Consider the following 18,495-nt stretch of genomic DNA (forward strand, 5'->3'; position numbering starts at 1 on the left):
TTTAAACTAAAATTAATACATATATTCGCAAAAAATTTTGTGAATGAAAGTAATATTACCCTTAATAATTTTAAGCACTTTTTTTAATGCCTCCGTTTACAGTCAAAACGAAACGAATATTACGTACGGAATAAAACTTGGGGCGATACATTCTACTTTTAGTAACTTACCAGAAAGCATCAAAGGAAGGGATAATACTTTTGATAACAGTGTTTTGGAAAGCAAAGGTAAATACGGTTTGGAAGGCGGTTTTTTTCTGAATTGCAAACTTTATGACACTCGTGTTGCCATTCAGCCTGAAATTTTGTTTAGGCAGTCTGGAGAAACCGTTACCTATCGCGATGCAGTTGGAAAAGAATTTGAACTCGGAATTAATTATGCTTTTCTGCAAATTGGAGCTTTGTATAAAGTTTATCCGTATGAAGGATTAAACTTGGGATTTGGCGCGTTTTACGGAATCAATTTATCACCTAACGATATCACCTATACTTCTAATGAAGCAGACGGAATGTATGATGTGGCGACACGACAGTTTTATAAAGACGGTCTTGACGGTGCAGACGATTTTTCGCTATGTTTCAATCTTGGGTATGAACTTCATAAAAGCATTCACTTTGATCTTCGCTATTATCTTGGCGTAAAAGACATGATCAAAAGTAATGCATCTTCTTTTCAGTTTATCGAAAATCAAAATAAGAGCAGTGTGTTTTGTTTTTCGCTGGGCTACAGTTTTCATCAATGGTAATTTATAAAAAATGAAAAAAATTATTTTGCTTCTTTTATTAGTAAGCACAAAATCTGTTTTGGCACAAGGCGACAGAGAGATAACGTATGGTATTTTTGGAGGCGGTATTTATTCTAAAATGTCTAATATTTCGGGAGCAGTAATATCCAGTCCTATATACGAAGGTTATACCTTAAAGGAAGAAGGTAAGTTTGGCGGAACAGGCGGTGTTTTTATCAATTGGAAATACCCGTATGCGAAAGTCAGCATTCAAACCGAAATTTCATATTCTGGTCAAAGTACCGATTTGAATTATGAAGATATAAAAGGATTGAAATACAAAATGACTTTTGGATACAGCTATATAAATGTTGGTGCGCAGTTTAAATATTATCCAGTTGACGGATTTTACGTTGGTTTTGGACCATATATCAGTTTTAATATTGCCAGCGATAATATAAAATATACCTCAAATGCGCAGGAGATTTTTGCAGATTCTGGTGTTTATTTTGAACCCGATGCTAATGTGCAGAAAGTATTAAAGGAATCATTTACAGGGAAAAATTATTTCTCTGGAATATTTTCTTTAGGATATGAATTCAACTCCAATTTATCTGTTGGAGCAAGATATACTTTAGGATTGACAGATGCAATGGCAACCGAGGAAAACGGGCATCGTTACATTGAGAATAAAAACAAAATCAACAGTATTTCTTTGATTATCGGCTATTCTTTTGACTTCGACGATTTGGCCAATTTTTAGGCATACGATTATCAATTAAAAACATTGTATTATGTATAAAAAGGTTTTTTTAGTATCAATTTTTATATCGTTATTGACTGGTAATTTGATTTTTTCACAGCAAAAAGTTTTGCCTGGAGCAGTATCAGATCCCTATTTTTGGATTAAATCAAAAAATAGCGGCGAAAATTATTATTGGGAAAGCCTGACAGATAAGGAAGCAAAGATTTCTGGAAAAAGACATGCTGGTGCAGTTTTTAATTTTAATCCGAGTATTGTTTTTGATACCGCGCAAGACTCTTTGATTCTGCCTTTAGGAATTAATACTAAAAGACGCCAGACTTTGTTTATGGTTTACAAAGTGAAAGACAGTATTAAAGAACAATTTTTGTGGACAATCACAGATCCTAAAAAAGTACTTTCGGTTGGAACCAATAAACGTTTGGTAGATCTTAAGAAATATTCCTATCAATCGTATCAGGAAAAGATAAAACCGCATAAAGCAAACATTCATTTTTTTCAGCAGAACATAACTGATAGTGTTGCAAAGTTATCGTCCATAACGATTGGGCAAAAGCCAAAATTTGAAAAACTGCCGCCAGAAGAATTTGCGGGAAACATCAGCGAAATTCTGGTTTACAACCGAGTTTTATCTGGTTTAGAAACGCAGAAAGCGGCCAGTTATTTGGCCATCAAATACGGAATTTCACTTTCTCAGTTTGACAATAAAAACTACCTCAACAGTCAGGGAACAACTATTTGGGACGCAGACAAACATAAAGGATTTACATCTTCAATTACCGCTGTTGGCCGTGACGATGCCAGCGGTTTGTTGCAGCCTAAAAGCAGTAATATGATTGAAGAAGGACTTTTGACGGTTGAACTTAAAAGTAAGTCAGGCAAAATTCCAGATAATTATTTTGCTTTTTGGAGTGATAACGGAAAAAATCTTTTAGTAAAAAAACAAGAACAGGGTGAACCAATTGGCATTTCACGAGAATGGCAGCTAGATTTTGCAAATCCGAGTGATTTGAGTTTGAATTGGACTTTGAACCCCGCATTTATAAAAGGGACTTTACCAAAAGATACTTATTATTGGTTGTGGGTAGATTATTCAGGGAAAGGGACATACAATGAAAGTGACTCAGAATATATTCGTCTGGCAAGTACATCAAGCAGCGAAAAATTAGTTTTAAACGATTTTGACTGGAATAAACAAAAAACTGGAAGCACAAAATTTACCTTAAAAGTGGCGCCCGTAATGTTTAGCAGAGTCTGGATTACAGAAGCAACTTGCGGTGTATCAGGATCTGGAGAGTTAAATTATTCGATTGAAGGCGGAGAAGCACCCTTTACTGTAACCGTTAAAAAAGAAGGAAGCGAAGCGGTTGTAAAACAATGGAACCAAGCAGCAAAAAGTAAAACGGGAGTACAGCTTTCGTCTGGAACTTATGATTATATCGTTAAAGATGCAAAGGGAAATTTATACAATGAAACCGTTTTTGTTGCCGATAAAGAAGGCACGTTTCCGAACTTAAAATCAGATTATTTATTAACAGATGGAAATGCTTTAACTCTGGATGCAAGTAAAGATTTGCCAGCAGGAAATTACGAATATCAATGGTTTTATGAAGGTAATTTTATCGATGATAATCCAAGAATTTTAATTGATCAGCCAGGTAATTATGAACTTAGGTTATTAAATTCTCAGGAATGTAAAACTTCTAAAAAGATTGCTGTTGCAACAGATGGAAAAGAAATTACAGATTCAAGCATATTGATCTTATATCCGAATCCAACGCCTGACGGAAAATTTTCTATTGCGATGCAGTTTCCTAAAAAAACAAATGCTGCAATCAGGATCTATTCTCCAACAGGATCACTTGTAAAGGAGAAACAATTTACACAAATAGAAACTTACCTGTACGAAGACAGCATAAAAGCCGCAACAGGTATGTATTTGGTCAATGTGACGTCAGATTTTGGTACAAAAACCTTTAAAGTAATTGTGAAATAATTTGAAGTTTAAAAAAACTTCAAGCTGTATTGCTATATAATATTAACCGATTGCCCCTAATCGATTATTCTGATTTATGAAAAATAAAATTATATTACTTGTATTTTTAATTGGTACATTTTTATTTGCCGCGAATTTTGGTGAATATAAAATGAGTTCATTATTCTCTGAAAATACCTCAACAGAAGAAGTTTTGACTTCCAAGTCAGATTCAACAGTAATAATTAAAAATGACAACAAAAGTACTAAACTGTTTACGGCCGATATTAAAGAGGGAAATATTGGAGTGAATACTACTGAAGAGGTTGATGACGCGTATGATAACGTTTTTCATTTGAAAGTAGACGAGCTGCCAGAAAATAATGAAAATGCTTATTTGGAATATGAATTATATGGTTACGATCAATCTGCTTCAATTTCTAGAAGTTTAAACAATCAGCCAAGTATTGGAGGGCAGTTTTTATCTGAAAATAAAGCGTGGACAAAACAATCAGAATTGTTATCTGAAAAATCATTGAGACAAGGAGATAACGTGCTTTTATTTACAGCTCCAGACGGTATTTTAAACGGATATAAAATCAAAAACGTACGAATCGTTTACAAATCAGAAACTGCTTCTAAGAATTTCACGCTGTTAAAATCAGAAGATAAATTATATATCAAGGGAACTAATTTTCCTTCGCAGATCAAAAAAATGACCATCGCTGGAATTGCTGTTGATGTTAACCAGCCAGAATTTGAATTGGTTTTGGATGGAAAAAGTATCGGTAGATCAATTTTAGTACAAAAAGAAACTGCAACACGGGTAATTGTAAACGAAAAATTAGAACTAAATCAATTTCTAAAAGTTCCAAGTTTCAGGCCGTTAGAAAATGCTAAAGAACGTATTGCTAAAACGATAAATTTTGAAACCGTAAATACTTTAGATTACAAAGATTTTTCGGCTGTTTTTCCTGTCGGAGCTTTAAAAAACAATGTAAAAGTATCCGTAAGCGGTTTAAGAAAAATAGATATTGCGCCGTTAAACTCGGCAATGGTCAATGTAACAGGAACTAATGCAGGATATAGATTACTGCCACACGGAACTATTTTTGAAAAAGCCGTTACACTTTCACTTCCTTACGATAAAAAAACAATCCCAGAAGGTTATACAGAAAAAGACATTAATGTATTTTATTTTGATGAAAATAAACGTCTTTGGCAGGAAGTAACCAAAGATTCCTTAGACATCAAACAGGGAATAATTAAGGCTAAAACAACCCATTTTACCGATTTTATTGCTGGAATTATCAAAATGCCTGAATCTCCAGAAACATCTGGTTACACGCCAACAAGTATAAAAGATTTAAAAGCGGCAAGTCCGCTTGTTGGAATTCAGTCTATTGCACCGCCATCTGCAAACGGAAGAGGAACAATGAGTACAGGATTTTCTATCGTAATTCCGAATGGAAGAGGAGGCATGCAGCCGTCTTTGAATTTGCAATATGACAGTGACGGCGGACACAGCTGGGCAGGAATGGGCTGGGATATTTCGGCACCGGCTGTAAGTATTGAAACAAGATGGGGAGCGCCAAGATATGACGCGGTAAGTGAAACTGAAAGTTATTCTATCAGCGGTGAAGCATTGATTCCTAATTCGCACAGAGCAGAATGGATTGGCAGAACCACAGATAAACAATTTTATCCAAGACGAGAAGGTGCTTTTCAGCAGATTATTCGTAAAGGATCATCTCCTAAAAATTATTATTGGGTTGTAAAAGATAAAAGCGGTGTGGCCAGTTATTACGGAGGAAATTTATCCGGACTTTCAGCAAATGGTGTTTTACAGGATGGAAACGGAAATGTTGGGCATTGGGCACTTTGCCTTCAGGTCGATTTAAAAGGAAATACGGTCGAATATGAATATGACAAAAGCGATGGCGAATTGTATCTTAAAAAAGTGTATTACACTGGTTTTAATTCTCAAAAAGGAAACTACAGCGTAACTTTTGTGAAAAACTCAGATTTAGGCGAAGCAAACCGCCCTGATGTTCAAGTTTCGGCACGATTAGGTTTTAGACAACTAAATAATCAATTATTACGTAAAATTGAAGTCCGCTATAAAAACGACATGGTTCGCAGTTACGAATTGAATTATACGGAAGGTGCATATAAGAAAACCTTACTTAAGTCTGTTTCAGAATACGATTCAGAGTCTAATTTGTTTTATACCAATACGCTTGATTATTTTGATGATGTTCGTGATGCATCTGGCAAGTACAATCCGTTTGGGCCGGAGCAAAATTGGAATGTACAGGACGATCAATTAAAAAATAACATTCTCCCAAATGTAGATGTTTCTGGAAAACATACGCTGGGTAATAGTTCAAACGGTAAATCAGCAGGTATTAATTATCGTATTGGAGTTGGATTAGCAACTGATACTGGAAATTTTAAACAAAATACCATTGGTGCCCATGGAGGGAATAGCTGGGGTTCCTCTGAAACTATCGTAATTCTGGAAGATTTAGATGGAGATCAATTACCAGATAAAGTTTTTAGAAAAGGCAATAATGTATATTATAGAAAAAATCTTTCCAATCAAGGGACTAACGGTTTTGGGGAAATTCAGGAAATCACACTAAATAATATCGGAAACTCGTCTAGTAAAACCTTTAACTGGGGAGTTGGTTTGATTTTAGGATATTCGCAAGTAAGTGCAAGTGTTGGTTTTGACAAACAATACACAAAGAGCAAAACCAAAAGTTATTTTATGGACTTTAATGGTGATGGACTAGTGGATTTTGCCGATAACGGACAAGTGTATTATAATAGACTTGTAGATGGAGTTCCAACTTTTAAGACGAGCAGCGGGGGTACTCCCGCACCAGTTTCAGGAAATGGAGAACTATCTTTAGAATTTCCTGACCCCGGAATTACAAAAGAGCAGATGCAGATAAACAATCCTTTGCATGATGCTGTTCGTATGTGGGAAGCACCAGTTACAGGACAGATTAAAGTTTCACACAGATACCAATTGCAGCAGGACTTTTCGCAGGAAAGAATCGAATATTTAACCAATGATGGAAAAGATAAGGCAGATGGAGTGGTATTGTTTTTCCAGAAACAGAATGGTTTAGTCTGGAAGCAGGCGATTGCATCAAATGATTACAACGAAAAAACAAAAGAAGATCTACTTACTGTAACAAAAGGCGAGAAGCTGTTTTTTAGGGTAAGTTCTTTATTAGATGGAAATTTTGATCAGGTTTTGTGGAGCCCAAAAATTTCTTATACAACAATAAATGACAATACGGGCAGTTTAGTTCCAATCGATGATGATGCGGTAGATGCCAACTCGTATTCATTAAAAAATTATGATGCTGAGAAAGATTTTTTAAGCAGTACAAATTCTGGACTTTTAGTGCCGGCTGGCATGATTTCTTTTGCAGGAAATTTTATAAAACCGATTACATCAGATCATGTGAGACTTCGAATTTTTAGAAAAAATCTTGATGCTGGAGCAGTCGAAACAATACTCTATGAAAGACTATTTAAAGCAAATGAAGCGGTTTCTTTTGATCTAAGCAGTATTGGAACAATAAATAATAATGTGACATCTCAAATTCGTTTTGTTTTAGAAAGTCAAACCAATGTTAACTGGAGTACAATAACATTTAACCCTTCAATCAATATGCCTCCTGTAGGAGTTGCTGCGCCAGAGAATAAAAAAATTGACGTGTTTTTGCAGCGTTATAAAAAGCGACAAGGAAATTATATTATTGAGAAAAAGGCTTCTGCTATTGATGGGATCTTATCAATTAATTTAGCTGGAACCGATTTTGATTTAATTTCAGGATTTAGTCCGCTTAAGACAAAATTAAACGGAACAGTTATCATCACAGCAAAACAAAATAACCAATTGGCAGCAAGAAAGCGCTACAAAATGGTTAATGGAGTTTTGCAGGATGATTTAACTAATTTAGAACCTGTAACAGATTTTGCAAAAGTTATAAGCGGTTTGCCTATTGATTTGGAAATTAGTGTTCCAGAATTAGAAAGTACTGCGTTGACTCAATTCTGCGTGTCGCTTTTTCAAATGCCGGTTTATTTAAATGTACTTGGAGATTTAGGAGCTGTTTGGACAGCAGATACAAACAAATATGCGGTTTATTCTCCATTTTATGCAGAGGAATTACAACTGGGATTAGGACATAGAGAATGGGGCGGTTTTGTGATTAACAACAGCGGCACTTTTGCTTCTGATTTAATTGCTGTATCTGAATTAAAAACATCTGATACTTATAATGCGCAGCCCAATTTAGATCCTGATAACCAATCAGAAACAGAGCAGGAAGGTTATAGCATGTCTAAGGTTTATTTTGTTTCGATGCAGAGTATCTATAATCAAAACAATATGATTGGTCTGGAAACGACTTCTTATATTGATGGAAAATTTATGGGTGCATCGCGTCTGGGAGAAGATGATATTACATCTTATTATGATGCAAGTTTACCTGGTTTAGATGGAGGCGGTACAATGGCGCTTACATTATTAAGTGAAAATGAAAGTACAAGTTATTCTGCAGGACTAAAAGTCGGGCCCCTTGGACCGGGGGGCAGTAAAGGAACGGGAACCAGCTATGTTACACAAACGATGGCAGATTTAAACGGAGACCGTTATCCTGATTATATTAGAGGAAAACAAGTTCAGTTTACTTCTCCAACAGGAGGTATAAGCAGTCAGAAAACAGATATTTACAATTACAGTCATGGCGAAAGTAAATCGGACGGGATAACTGCAGATGGAAGTTATTCTCATGGTTTTACCAAAACCGTTGAAAAAGTAGTACCCGCTTCTGATAGTAATTGTAACATTGTAAACATGAACGTATCTGAACAGCAATCTTTGGGTATTTCGGCAACCATTTCATTGTCTGGAAGTTTGAATAATAATGAAGATGAATCACAGTATCTGCATGCTGATATTAATGGAGATGGATTGGTGGACAGAATCAAGAAAACGGGTGAAGTAGCACTTAATTTTGGTTACGGATTTTTACCAGAAGAAAAGTGGAATTTTGAAGGAATTGCCACTGGATCTTCAGAAAATTGGGCTATAAGTCCATCGAGTGGTATGTCGTACAAGTCAAGTTCGTTTACAGGAGGATTTAATTACGGAAAAGGAACGGATACTTCCAATACTTTAATGATGGATGTCAACTCAGACGGTCTTGCAGATAAAGTTGTTTATACTGGAGGAAAGATGATGGTATCTTTGAATATGGGAGATAGTTTTATGGAAGCTATTACCTATCCTAGATTCTCCAGAATGAACGAAAATAACAGTACCAGTTATGGAATAAGTACAGGTTTTAGTTACGACATTCCTATTCCTATTATCGGAATAAAAATTACACCAAGTATAGGTGGATCGGGTGGTTTTAGTACCAATCGAACTGAAGCAACTTTTAATGATATTGATGGTGATGGAAACTTAGATTATATACTTTCTGAAGATGAAAACAAACTAATAGTACGTCTTTCCAATATCAAAAGAACTAATAAATTAAAAAGCGTTACAAACGGAGCAGGAAATAGTTACGTTGTAGATTACGAATTATTGAAACCAAGCTACGAAAATCCATACTCAAAATGGGTTTTACAGTCTGTTGATGTTTTTGACGGCCATGTAGGTGATGGAATTGATCATTCCATTGCAAAATTTAAATACGAGAATGGTTATTACGATCGTCGAGAAAGAGAATTTTACGGGTTTGCGAAAGTAATTCAGGAACAAATTGATGCGGCAGATAATTCAGTTTTTACAACCAGCATTCAGGAATTTTACAATCAGGATTATTTCAGAAAAAATCTATTGATGCACAGTTACGCTTTAGACAAAAACGGAAAAATGCGTCAGGAGTCTGAAAACGAATATAGTTTTGTTGATGTTGCAACACAGGCGAGTGTTCCTGTATCAGAGTTGAATTTACCATCTTGTGATGCTAAAAGAGTTTTTGTAGGATTGATTCATGCCAATCAAAAAGTATATGAAGGCGGAAGCGATTATCTAGAAACCAATACTTTTAATACGTATGATGCCAACGGAAATATTATTCAATACGAAGATTTAGGAAATGGTTCTGCTGCTGATAAAGTAACGGCCAAAATTAGTTACTATGAAAGTACTACGCCTTATTATGGTGGAATCCCAAGGCAGTTAGAAGTATTTACAACCGACGGTTTACGCCGAAAAAGAGCAACGACAATTAATACAACAACAGCCGAAGTTACTCAGATCAAAAACTACAGCGCCGCCGACAAGATTGCCGTTACAGATATTGCCTATGATACTTACGGAAACCTGCAGAAAATTACAGGTCCGACAAATCACAAAGCACAGCGTATGACATTAGAATATGTATTTGATCCCGAAAACAATCAATACATGACAGAGATCAAAGATGCTTTTGGTTATCAGAATAAAATGGAATATGATTATCGTTTTGGAATTCCAATAAAAACAACTGATCGTAATGATCAAATCACAAATTATACATTAGACGCAAAAGGTCGTACAGCAACAATTAAAGCACCATACGAAATTGCATCAGGTAAACCGTATACAATTGCGTATGAATATTTCCCGGAAGCAAAAGTACCTTATGCTAAAACAAAAAATTACGATCCAGAATTAGATAAGGATATTGAAACTTATACCTACACAGATGGATTAGGGAGAGCTTTGCAGATTAAAAAAACAGCCAGTTTGTTTACGCAGGCGGGAAGTGCTGACCAAGAAGCACAAATTGTTTCTGGAAAAGTAATTTATGATGGTTTGGCAAGACCCATAACAAGTTATTATCCAACAACTACAACAACGATTGATAATAATTTTAGTACAGCAATATCAAATGTAACTCCGACAAAAACGGAATACGATGAGGTAAACCGACCAATAAAAGTAACATTGCCTGACGGAAGCACTAATACAACCACTTTTGCAATAGAAGCCTACGATGGACTTCCAGTTCTTCGTACAACACAGACAGATGCACTAAATAATACAAGTCAGACCTATACAGATGCTACAGGGCAGAATTTAGCCAGTATGCAAAACGATTTGACGACAAAGTTTGAAACCAATGCCTTAGGAGAAATGATCAAAGTTACAGATGCTATGGATCACATTACCAAAAGCAGCTACGATTGGCTGGGCAGACGTGTAGAGTTTACGCATCCAGATGCAGGCACAACGACAATGCAGTATGATTTGGCAGGAAACTTAACAACCCGTATTACGCAGGATATTAAAAATACCACACCAAATGGCGGTGCAATTGAATATGTATATAATTATAACCGTTTAGAGAGTATAAAATACCCTAAAAACCCACAGAATAATGTACAGTACAATTATGGTAAAGCAGATGGTACAGCAGCACGCAGAGGTCGATTATGGTTTGTGCAGGACGCCAGCGGCGGACAGGAATTTTTCTACGGAAAATCGGGCGAGGTAGAAAAAGAAATTCGCACACTTCGTATTACACCTACAGATATACAAACCTATATTTCGCAATACGAATACGATACTTGGAACAGAATCCAGAAAATGACGTATCCTGATGGTGAAGTGGTAGAATATACGTATAACCGTGCTGGAAACCTGCAAAGCATGCAGGGCAAGAAAGAAAGCCACACTTACGATTACATCAAACAATTAAGTTATGATGAATTTGAACAGCGTAAATATTTAAAATACGGTAATGATACCGAAACCAATTATACCTACGATCCAGTAATGCGAAGATTACAGCAGCTGCAGGTAAAAAGCGGTTCTAGACAAGTAATGAATAATTCGTATGGATATGATTTAGTTGGAAATGTTTTGAATATAAAAAATACAGCACCAGTTGTAAACAATACTTTAGGAGGGACATCATCTCACGAATATCAATATGATGATTTTTACAGATTAAAATCGGCAAAGGCAAATTATCAAGGTGAGTTCACCAAAGCAAGTTATGAGCTGAATATGAGCTATAACAAAATGCATAACATCATAAAAAAGGATTTAGTACATACGGTAAACAATGAACAGAAAGGTTATGTATTAGATTACAATTACGATAACGAACTTCATCCTAATGCGCCAAATAAAATTGCTGAGGCAGGAAAAACTATACCAAGAGAATATGTTTATGACGGCAACGGAAACCCAACGAGTTACACGGAAGATCAAAACTTCAGAAAAATGACATGGGATGAAGAAAACCGTTTAATGGGAATAAATGATAACGGACGAATTCACCAATTTACGTATGATGCAGCAGGAGAGAGAGTACTAAAAAGTTCAGGCGACTCACAAAACGTTGCAATAAATGGTGAAACTGCAGCAACCATTGTACACACGGATGATTACACAGGTTATGTCTCTCCGTATTTTGTGATTAGCAAAGGTAAATTTACCAAGCATTATTTTGAAGGCGCAGGGCGTATTGTGAGTAAATTAGGAAATGGATCTTTTGCACAGCCTTTAAAAATAACAGCTGGAGGTGTTAATTATGGTAAGCTGACAGCAGAACAGCAAAAAGCATTAGATACGTATGTAAAAAGCTTAGGCTTGCCTCCAGGACCTCCAACGCAGCAGGGAATTTATGCAACTCCAGAATTTACAGGAGATCCATATCCTAGTGAAGTTATTAAACCAGTTGAAGAAAATCAAGAACCGCCGGAAGGCTGGCCTAGAAACCCAATTTTCAATGCGCCAGGCGATGTTCCTGGTCCGCCGGTACAATTTGGTCCTCCTGTTGAACCCACAACCGTAAAAGGCGGAGAAGGTTTTACTGGAACTGGAATGCCAGAAAATGATATTTTTTATTTCCATCCTGATCATTTGGGAAGTACTTCGTATATTACAGCTCGAAACGGATCTATTTCACAGCATGTGGAGTATATCGCTTTTGGGGAGGTTTTGTTTGAGGAGCATTCATCGTCTTTTTCTAGCTCTTATTTGTTTAATGGGAAGGAATTGGATAGGGAGACGAATTTGTCTTATTTTGGAGCTCGATATTATGATGCAAAAACTAGTTTGTGGTTGAATGTTGATCCATTAGCACTTTATAATCCTGTATTTGAGGATGAGTTTTATTTTGATGGACAGCATAATGGAGGTATTTATTATAGTGGGAATTTAAATCCATATATTTATTGTTATCAGAATCCAATAAAGTATATTGATCCTAATGGAAAACAAGTCGAGTTTAATTTATTGTATGATAACTGGCCAAAAAATGAAGATGAAACTGATGATAAAAATAATATTCAAGTTTTTAAATCTATTTGGGGAGACAAATACAATGAGACAACCCTAAAGTTAGAAGGTAATATATATATCGAAAATGCTTGTGCAACAAGAGGATCTATTGCATTGGGGCTTTCCAAGATTAAAATACCAGAAAAATATACTGATTTTTATGGTTTTATTGGAGGGATGAAAGATAAGCCTATAACAAGTACAGCAACTAAAATGTTAAAAGTTATGAAGGAATTGTATAAAAGTAATCCTGAAAAAATAACAAAAATTAGTAATCCAAAATCACGCGAGGCTATCGATCAAGCGTTTAATGGAAAAAAAGGAATGTATATTATGATTGCGAAAGATGGTAGTGGGTTTACAGGACATGTGGGGCTATATGATGGAGATACTGTTTTAGGGGGAGAAAACCATTATTATGTAGAGCAAGCAAAAGAGGTGTATTTGTTTAAGGCAGATGAAAATTAATAAAATTTTAAAAGATGAAAGTAAAGTTATTGATATTGTGTCTGTTTTTTAGCATTGGGGTATTTTCTCAGTATAAATATATAAAAGAAGAAGATTTGAAACTTATTGATACCGTTCAAACCAAAATAAAGAATGATACTATAGCTTACCAACATTTTTTGTTTACTAAAAAATGTTTATGTTATGATAAGGTTGATAAGAAAAAATCTATTTCTGAAGAAACTTTAATATGGATGGGATATCTTACTTATCCTTTGTACGTTACAGTAGATAGAGAAAAGCTTAAAAATAATATTAATGAAGTACTAGGTGATGAGATTAGAATTGAAAAAAGAGAATTCGGATCAAGAGATGAAAAATTTTCTGGTGTTTCAAATAAATTTATTCTATGTGAATCTATTGCGTCTAATACTTCAAAAAACAGAAAACAATTTTTTAATTTTATTGATAATGTTAATAATTTTGATCGATATAAATATAAGGAGGGATTAGAGAGGTATTTGAGAAATAACAAAATTTTAGAAGAGAATAAAAATTCAGACATTATAAGGTATACCAATAAATTTTGGGGAAATTAAATGTATAATCTTACAGATTTTGTACGTAACTATAGCGCAGAAATCCTTTCCGTGCGCACAAAGCAAATCGACAAACAATAAAAGCATTAAACCTCGCTTACAACGAGGTTTTTTCATGAGTTTAAGATTGTACCTACAAATGTTGCTTCACTTAAATTTTAAAAAGAATGAAAACAAAAATGTCAAAAATAATACCGATAATGATTCTCGTATTTTTTTCAATGAGTTGTAATGATGCAAATAAAAATTATAGCAATAATAAAATTAAAAAATGCGAAGATTGTTTAGTCGGAAAAGAAGAAACGGCTGTTGCTATAGCTGAAGCTATTTTATTTGAACGATTTGGAAAAGATAAAATAGAAAATCAAAAACCTTATGTAGTAAATGTAAAACAAGATAGTATTTGGAAATTAGAAGGCACTTTCAATAAACTTGGTTATGGAGGGACATTTTATATCGAAATATCTTCAAAAGATGCTAAAGTATTAGAAATTTATCACGGAAAATAAATTGAAAATTATGTTGATCTTGGAGATATTAAGTAAGATAAAAAAGAAGAATCATAACTCATCCCTCTCTGTAAAGTTTTTTTATATAAAGTTGCACAAATTTCACTTTAACTACACCTAAAAGTTTAGACGAATTTATAATTAAATTTGATGACAAGTAGTGTTTTGAATTATTTTTTAATGTACAATGAATAATATTCTAAGGGCATTACTTTGAAAGTCAGAGACTTCAGGAGGTGCTTTTTTTTTCTAATACATTTAAATTCTGTAAGCATTAAAAGCAGATCATCCAATTGTTGATGTTTTGAATTTAAAGCCAGTTTTTCGAAATATCTTTCTAAAATAATTTATTATGAAATCAGAACTTTTTAGAAATGAACCGTTTGATGAAAGGTTATTACAAAAAACTGCACAATTGGAAACATTTGCGCATTGCATTGGTGTAATTTCAGAAAATTTCGCGGAGCTGGGAGACCACATTAAACTAAATTTATGAGAAATAAAATTTTATTATTAGGGATGCTTTTTCTGCTTCTCAATTCGTGTAAAAACAAAGATGAGCTTGGATTAACAAACCCAACAAAAAAGTGGGTATATTATAATTACGAAAAAAAATATGAAAAGAATAATGGTTCATTCATTACATATTTAAAGTTTGAGGATAATGGAAAGTGTACAAATTTTTTCTTTGATAAAAACGAAGGACAATATGGCGCTGCGATGAATTGGAAATTTACAACGAATGATAGCATTTTAAATATAAGCGATAACAAATATCTAATTTTAAAAGTTTATAAAGATAGTATTCTTATGAAAGATTTAAAATATAGCAGAAATGTAAAGTTATTAAACTGGAACGTTATAGAAAAGTAGTTTTATCAATACCAAAAATAGCTGCTACAACAGATTTGGGCAATAGCTTAATAAAAAGTTGGTTTTGTATGTGGGATGATGTGGAAAATCCAAATCTGAAAACAAAACTTCATTTACTCCAAAACACGCTGTAGTAGTAGAACGCGTTCGTAACTATAACAAATAGAAGAGATAAACTTTAGAATTAAAAACGGAATTCGTATATTGTTTTCCTAAAATTAACTATACCAGTTATATACATTTAAAAATAGCTGCCTTCAAACGTTTTTCAGTTCATTTAAATACAAATAGACCAGATTATGAAAAATTCATTTATGCTCTTCATTGCATTCTTAGCTTTTACAGCGTGCTCAAAACATGAAGGAAAAAAAAATATTGCCATCAGTGGAATAGATTCTACATTACGTCCTGGCAATGATTTTTTTAGATATGTAAATGGCAAATGGTATGATTCTATATCAATACCAGCATCTCAAGCAGGAGTTGGCGCTTATATGTTTATGAATTATCCGCAGCGAATGCGCCTGCAGGGGATATTAGACAGTATTTCGCAAAGTAAAAATCCAGAAGGAAGTATAGCGCAAAAGGTAGGAGACTTTTATGCATCGGGTATGGATACAGTAACTATTGACAAACGCGGTTACACACCTATCAAACCGCTGCTTGATAAAATTGAAGCAATTAACGATTTACCGTCCTTAATGAACTTTGTTGTTAATCAGGTAAAGGTTAACAATCCTTCTATTATAGGATTTGGAGTTTCACCAGATGAAAAAAACAGCAGTATGAATATTGCCCAAATCTACCAAACGGGTATTGGTTTGCCAGATAGGGACTATTATTTCAAATCAGATTCATCAACTGTTGCCATACAGCAGGCGTACAAAAAATATCTTACTACATTATTTCAGCAAACAGGCAGTAATGCAATAGAAGCTAAAAAGAATGCTAATTTAGTTTACGATATTGACAAACAACTCGCCGTTTCGCATAAAACAAAAGTTGAGCTTCGGGATGTACAGGCAAATTATAATAAAATGGCTGTGACAGATCTTTCAAAAAGACATCCGAACATAGACTGGCCTACTTTTTTAAATAATTTAGGTGCTCAAACCAATTCCATTAATGTAGGTCAGCCCGCGTATTATGACGCTCTTAATAAGCTCTTAAAAACCATTCCCATTAATGATTGGAAAATTTACCTGAAAGCAAATTCTTTAGAAAGATATGCAGATGATTTAAGTAAGTCTTTTGTTGATGCCTCATTTGAGTATACCAAAGTGCTTTCTGGTCAAGCGGTTCAAAAAACACGTGGAGAAAAAATGGCTAATGTCCTCGATAATAACTTAGGCGAAGCTTTGGCTGAATTGTATGTAAAAAAATATTTTTCAGAAGATGCCAAAAAACGCATGTTAGTTCTCGTGAATAATCTGCAAAAAGCGTATGCCGTAAGAATTGATAAATTGGAATGGATGAGTCAAGGTACGAAGCAAAAAGCTAAAGAAAAATTGGCAGCCATGACTAAGAAAATAGGATATCCAGATAAATGGAAAGACTATAGCAGCGTAAATATAGCCAGAAATACTTATTTTGAGAATATGGTAGCAGCCGCTACAGCTGCATTTCAATTTCATTTGGCAAAATTGGACAAACCAGTCGATAAATCAGAATGGTATACTACACCTCCAACGGTGACGGCCTACAATAACCCCACTGCAAATGAAATTGTTTTTCCTGCGGGTATTTTACAAGCGCCATATTTTGATAATAATGCAGATGATGCACTTAATTATGGAGGTATAGGAATGGTAATTGGTCACGAAATAACCCATACTTTTGATGATCAAGGTGCTCAATATGATAAAGATGGTAACTTAAAAAACTGGTGGACAAAAGAGGATTATGCACAGTTTAAGTCAAGAATACAACAGGTTATTGATTTGTATAGTACTTATACCGTTTTAGGCGATTTACATATTAATGGAGCAATGACAGTTGGCGAAAATACAGCAGATATTGCCGGAATAGCAGTTGCTTATGATGCTTTTAAAATGACGGAACAAGGAAAAGGAAATACAAAAATTGATGGTTTTACTCCAGACCAGCGCTTCTTTATTTCTATAGCCAAAATATGGAGAGTAAAAATGAAAGACGAGTTCCTGCGTTTGTGGATTAACAATAATCCGCATTCTCCACCAAATTGGCGTGTAAATGGACCTCTAATGAATACTACACCATTTTACGAAGCCTTTAATGTACAGCCAGGAGATAAAATGTTTCTGCCTGCGAAAGACAGAATAACCATTTGGTAATGTACTTTGTTTCCAAAATAGTATCATGAAAAAATGCGCAAATTTCGCTTTGAAATTTGCGCATTTTTTTTGTTTCTTAATAATAGTAAATTCTATAAAATCTCCTATTTATACTTACTCAGATCCAGATTAAGAATAGTGCCTACTCTGCTAAACTCTTCGTTAATCTTTGCATTCACGATTAGTTGTTCATTCGTTATTGGATGATTAAAAATTAACTGATGCGCATGAAGCATCATTCCTTTTAAGTCATAATTCTCCAGCCACAATTTATTTTGTTTGTTGCAACCATGCGGACGACTTCCTAAAATGGGATGAAAAATATGCTTGAAATGTTTTCGTAATTGATGCATACGTCCTGTTTCAGGAATCGCTTCTACCAAACAATATCGTGAAGTTGGTCGATTGTTAAATTCTAACTCAACTTCGGCATTTTGCAAACGATGAAAATAGGTTATGGCATTTTGTGTAATATCATCATCGTTGGTTAAATCATAATCAATCGTTAGTTCGTCGGGTGACCAGCCCCGTAAAATTGCCAAATATTTTTTTTCGACTTCGCGTGTCGCAAAACGATCATTCATAATTTTCAAAACGGCTGCATTCAACGCAAATAACAAGACACCAGATGTTTTGCGATCTAACCGATGAATAGGATAAACGTGCTGCCCTATTTGATTTCTCAGTTCCTGAATAGCATACACTTTTGCATCGCGCGCATAAAATGATTTGTGAACCAACAATCCGCTGGGTTTATTAATGGCTATAATATATTCGTCTTGGTAAAGAATTTCTAACATTTGGCAAAAATAGAAGAGATTTTGATTGAAATGGCCTTTATTAGTTATTTCTATACTTTCTATTTTTTAGTTTACATATCGACATTCATTTTTATGGTCAAAAACATCCAGTAAAATAAAAGCCGTAATGATAATTTACAGTGTAAAAATTATATATTTGAAAATAATAAGGTGTAA

10 protein-coding genes are annotated in these 18,495 nt (G+C 34.5%); 9 read left to right on the forward strand and 1 reads right to left on the reverse strand.

The window, feature by feature from the left end:
* The first annotated feature begins 43 nt into the window (after window positions 1-43).
* The 9 genes from BSF42_RS13120 (at window position 44) to BSF42_RS13155 (ending at window position 17,518) form a co-directional block, all read left to right on the forward strand.
* Entirely contained in the window at window positions 44-745 is a 702-nt protein-coding gene (locus BSF42_RS13120; protein ID WP_095953538.1) for an outer membrane beta-barrel protein, read from the forward strand.
* Window positions 746-755: 10 nt separating this feature from the next.
* Window positions 756-1,487: an outer membrane beta-barrel protein gene (locus tag BSF42_RS13125; RefSeq protein ID WP_095953539.1), complete on the forward strand. Its 732-nt coding sequence runs from the start codon at window positions 756-758 to the stop codon at window positions 1,485-1,487.
* A gap of 31 nt (window positions 1,488-1,518) precedes the next feature.
* The gene (locus BSF42_RS13130; protein ID WP_095953540.1) at window positions 1,519-3,483 is read left to right on the forward strand and encodes a T9SS type A sorting domain-containing protein; all 1,965 of its coding nucleotides are present in this window, start codon (window positions 1,519-1,521) and stop codon (window positions 3,481-3,483) included.
* Between the two features lie 76 nt (window positions 3,484-3,559).
* The gene (locus BSF42_RS13135; RefSeq protein ID WP_095953541.1) at window positions 3,560-13,246 is read left to right on the forward strand and encodes a T6SS effector amidase Tae4 family protein; all 9,687 of its coding nucleotides are present in this window, start codon (window positions 3,560-3,562) and stop codon (window positions 13,244-13,246) included.
* 14 nt (window positions 13,247-13,260) lie between these two features.
* Complete coding sequence (locus tag BSF42_RS13140; protein ID WP_095953542.1) at window positions 13,261-13,824, forward strand: hypothetical protein; 564 nt, start codon at window positions 13,261-13,263, stop codon at window positions 13,822-13,824.
* Between the two features lie 167 nt (window positions 13,825-13,991).
* Complete coding sequence (locus BSF42_RS13145) at window positions 13,992-14,333, forward strand: NTF2 fold immunity protein (protein WP_095953543.1); 342 nt, start codon at window positions 13,992-13,994, stop codon at window positions 14,331-14,333.
* Between the two features lie 352 nt (window positions 14,334-14,685).
* On the forward strand, window positions 14,686-14,829 hold the full coding sequence (locus tag BSF42_RS22435) for a hypothetical protein (RefSeq protein WP_172426685.1): 144 nt from the start codon (window positions 14,686-14,688) through the stop codon (window positions 14,827-14,829).
* Window positions 14,826-15,206, forward strand: a complete 381-nt coding sequence (locus BSF42_RS13150; RefSeq protein ID WP_095953544.1) for a hypothetical protein — start codon at window positions 14,826-14,828, stop codon at window positions 15,204-15,206. Before BSF42_RS22435 ends, BSF42_RS13150 begins: the two co-directional genes overlap by 4 nt.
* Window positions 15,207-15,505: 299 nt before the next feature.
* Complete coding sequence (locus BSF42_RS13155; RefSeq protein ID WP_095953545.1) at window positions 15,506-17,518, forward strand: M13 family metallopeptidase; 2,013 nt, start codon at window positions 15,506-15,508, stop codon at window positions 17,516-17,518.
* A gap of 104 nt (window positions 17,519-17,622) precedes the next feature.
* Here the strand turns inward: BSF42_RS13155 and BSF42_RS13160 are convergent, their stop codons facing one another.
* On the reverse strand, window positions 17,623-18,318 hold the full coding sequence (locus BSF42_RS13160) for a pseudouridine synthase (RefSeq protein WP_095953546.1): 696 nt from the start codon (window positions 18,316-18,318) through the stop codon (window positions 17,623-17,625).
* Window positions 18,319-18,495: the final 177 nt, after the last annotated feature.

Origin of the sequence: Flavobacterium sp. ACN6, assembly GCF_002304005.1 — a bacterium.
In the GTDB taxonomy this organism is placed as follows: domain Bacteria; phylum Bacteroidota; class Bacteroidia; order Flavobacteriales; family Flavobacteriaceae; genus Flavobacterium.

Excerpts from the sequence above, each read along its gene's own strand:
- BSF42_RS13135 (WP_095953541.1), top strand. The coding sequence starts at position 3,560 with ATGAAAAATAAAATTATATTACTTGTATTTTTAATTGGTACATTTTTA.
- BSF42_RS13155 (WP_095953545.1), top strand. The coding sequence starts at position 15,506 with ATGAAAAATTCATTTATGCTCTTCATTGCATTCTTAGCTTTTACAGCG.
- BSF42_RS13120 (WP_095953538.1), top strand. The coding sequence starts at position 44 with ATGAAAGTAATATTACCCTTAATAATTTTAAGCACTTTTTTTAATGCC.
- BSF42_RS13130 (WP_095953540.1), top strand. The coding sequence starts at position 1,519 with ATGTATAAAAAGGTTTTTTTAGTATCAATTTTTATATCGTTATTGACT.
- BSF42_RS13150 (WP_095953544.1), top strand. The coding sequence starts at position 14,826 with ATGAGAAATAAAATTTTATTATTAGGGATGCTTTTTCTGCTTCTCAAT.
- BSF42_RS13145 (WP_095953543.1), top strand. The coding sequence starts at position 13,992 with ATGAAAACAAAAATGTCAAAAATAATACCGATAATGATTCTCGTATTT.
- BSF42_RS13125 (WP_095953539.1), top strand. The coding sequence starts at position 756 with ATGAAAAAAATTATTTTGCTTCTTTTATTAGTAAGCACAAAATCTGTT.
- BSF42_RS13160 (WP_095953546.1), bottom strand. The coding sequence starts at position 18,318 with ATGTTAGAAATTCTTTACCAAGACGAATATATTATAGCCATTAATAAA.
- BSF42_RS13140 (WP_095953542.1), top strand. The coding sequence starts at position 13,261 with ATGAAAGTAAAGTTATTGATATTGTGTCTGTTTTTTAGCATTGGGGTA.
- BSF42_RS22435 (WP_172426685.1), top strand. The coding sequence starts at position 14,686 with ATGAAATCAGAACTTTTTAGAAATGAACCGTTTGATGAAAGGTTATTA.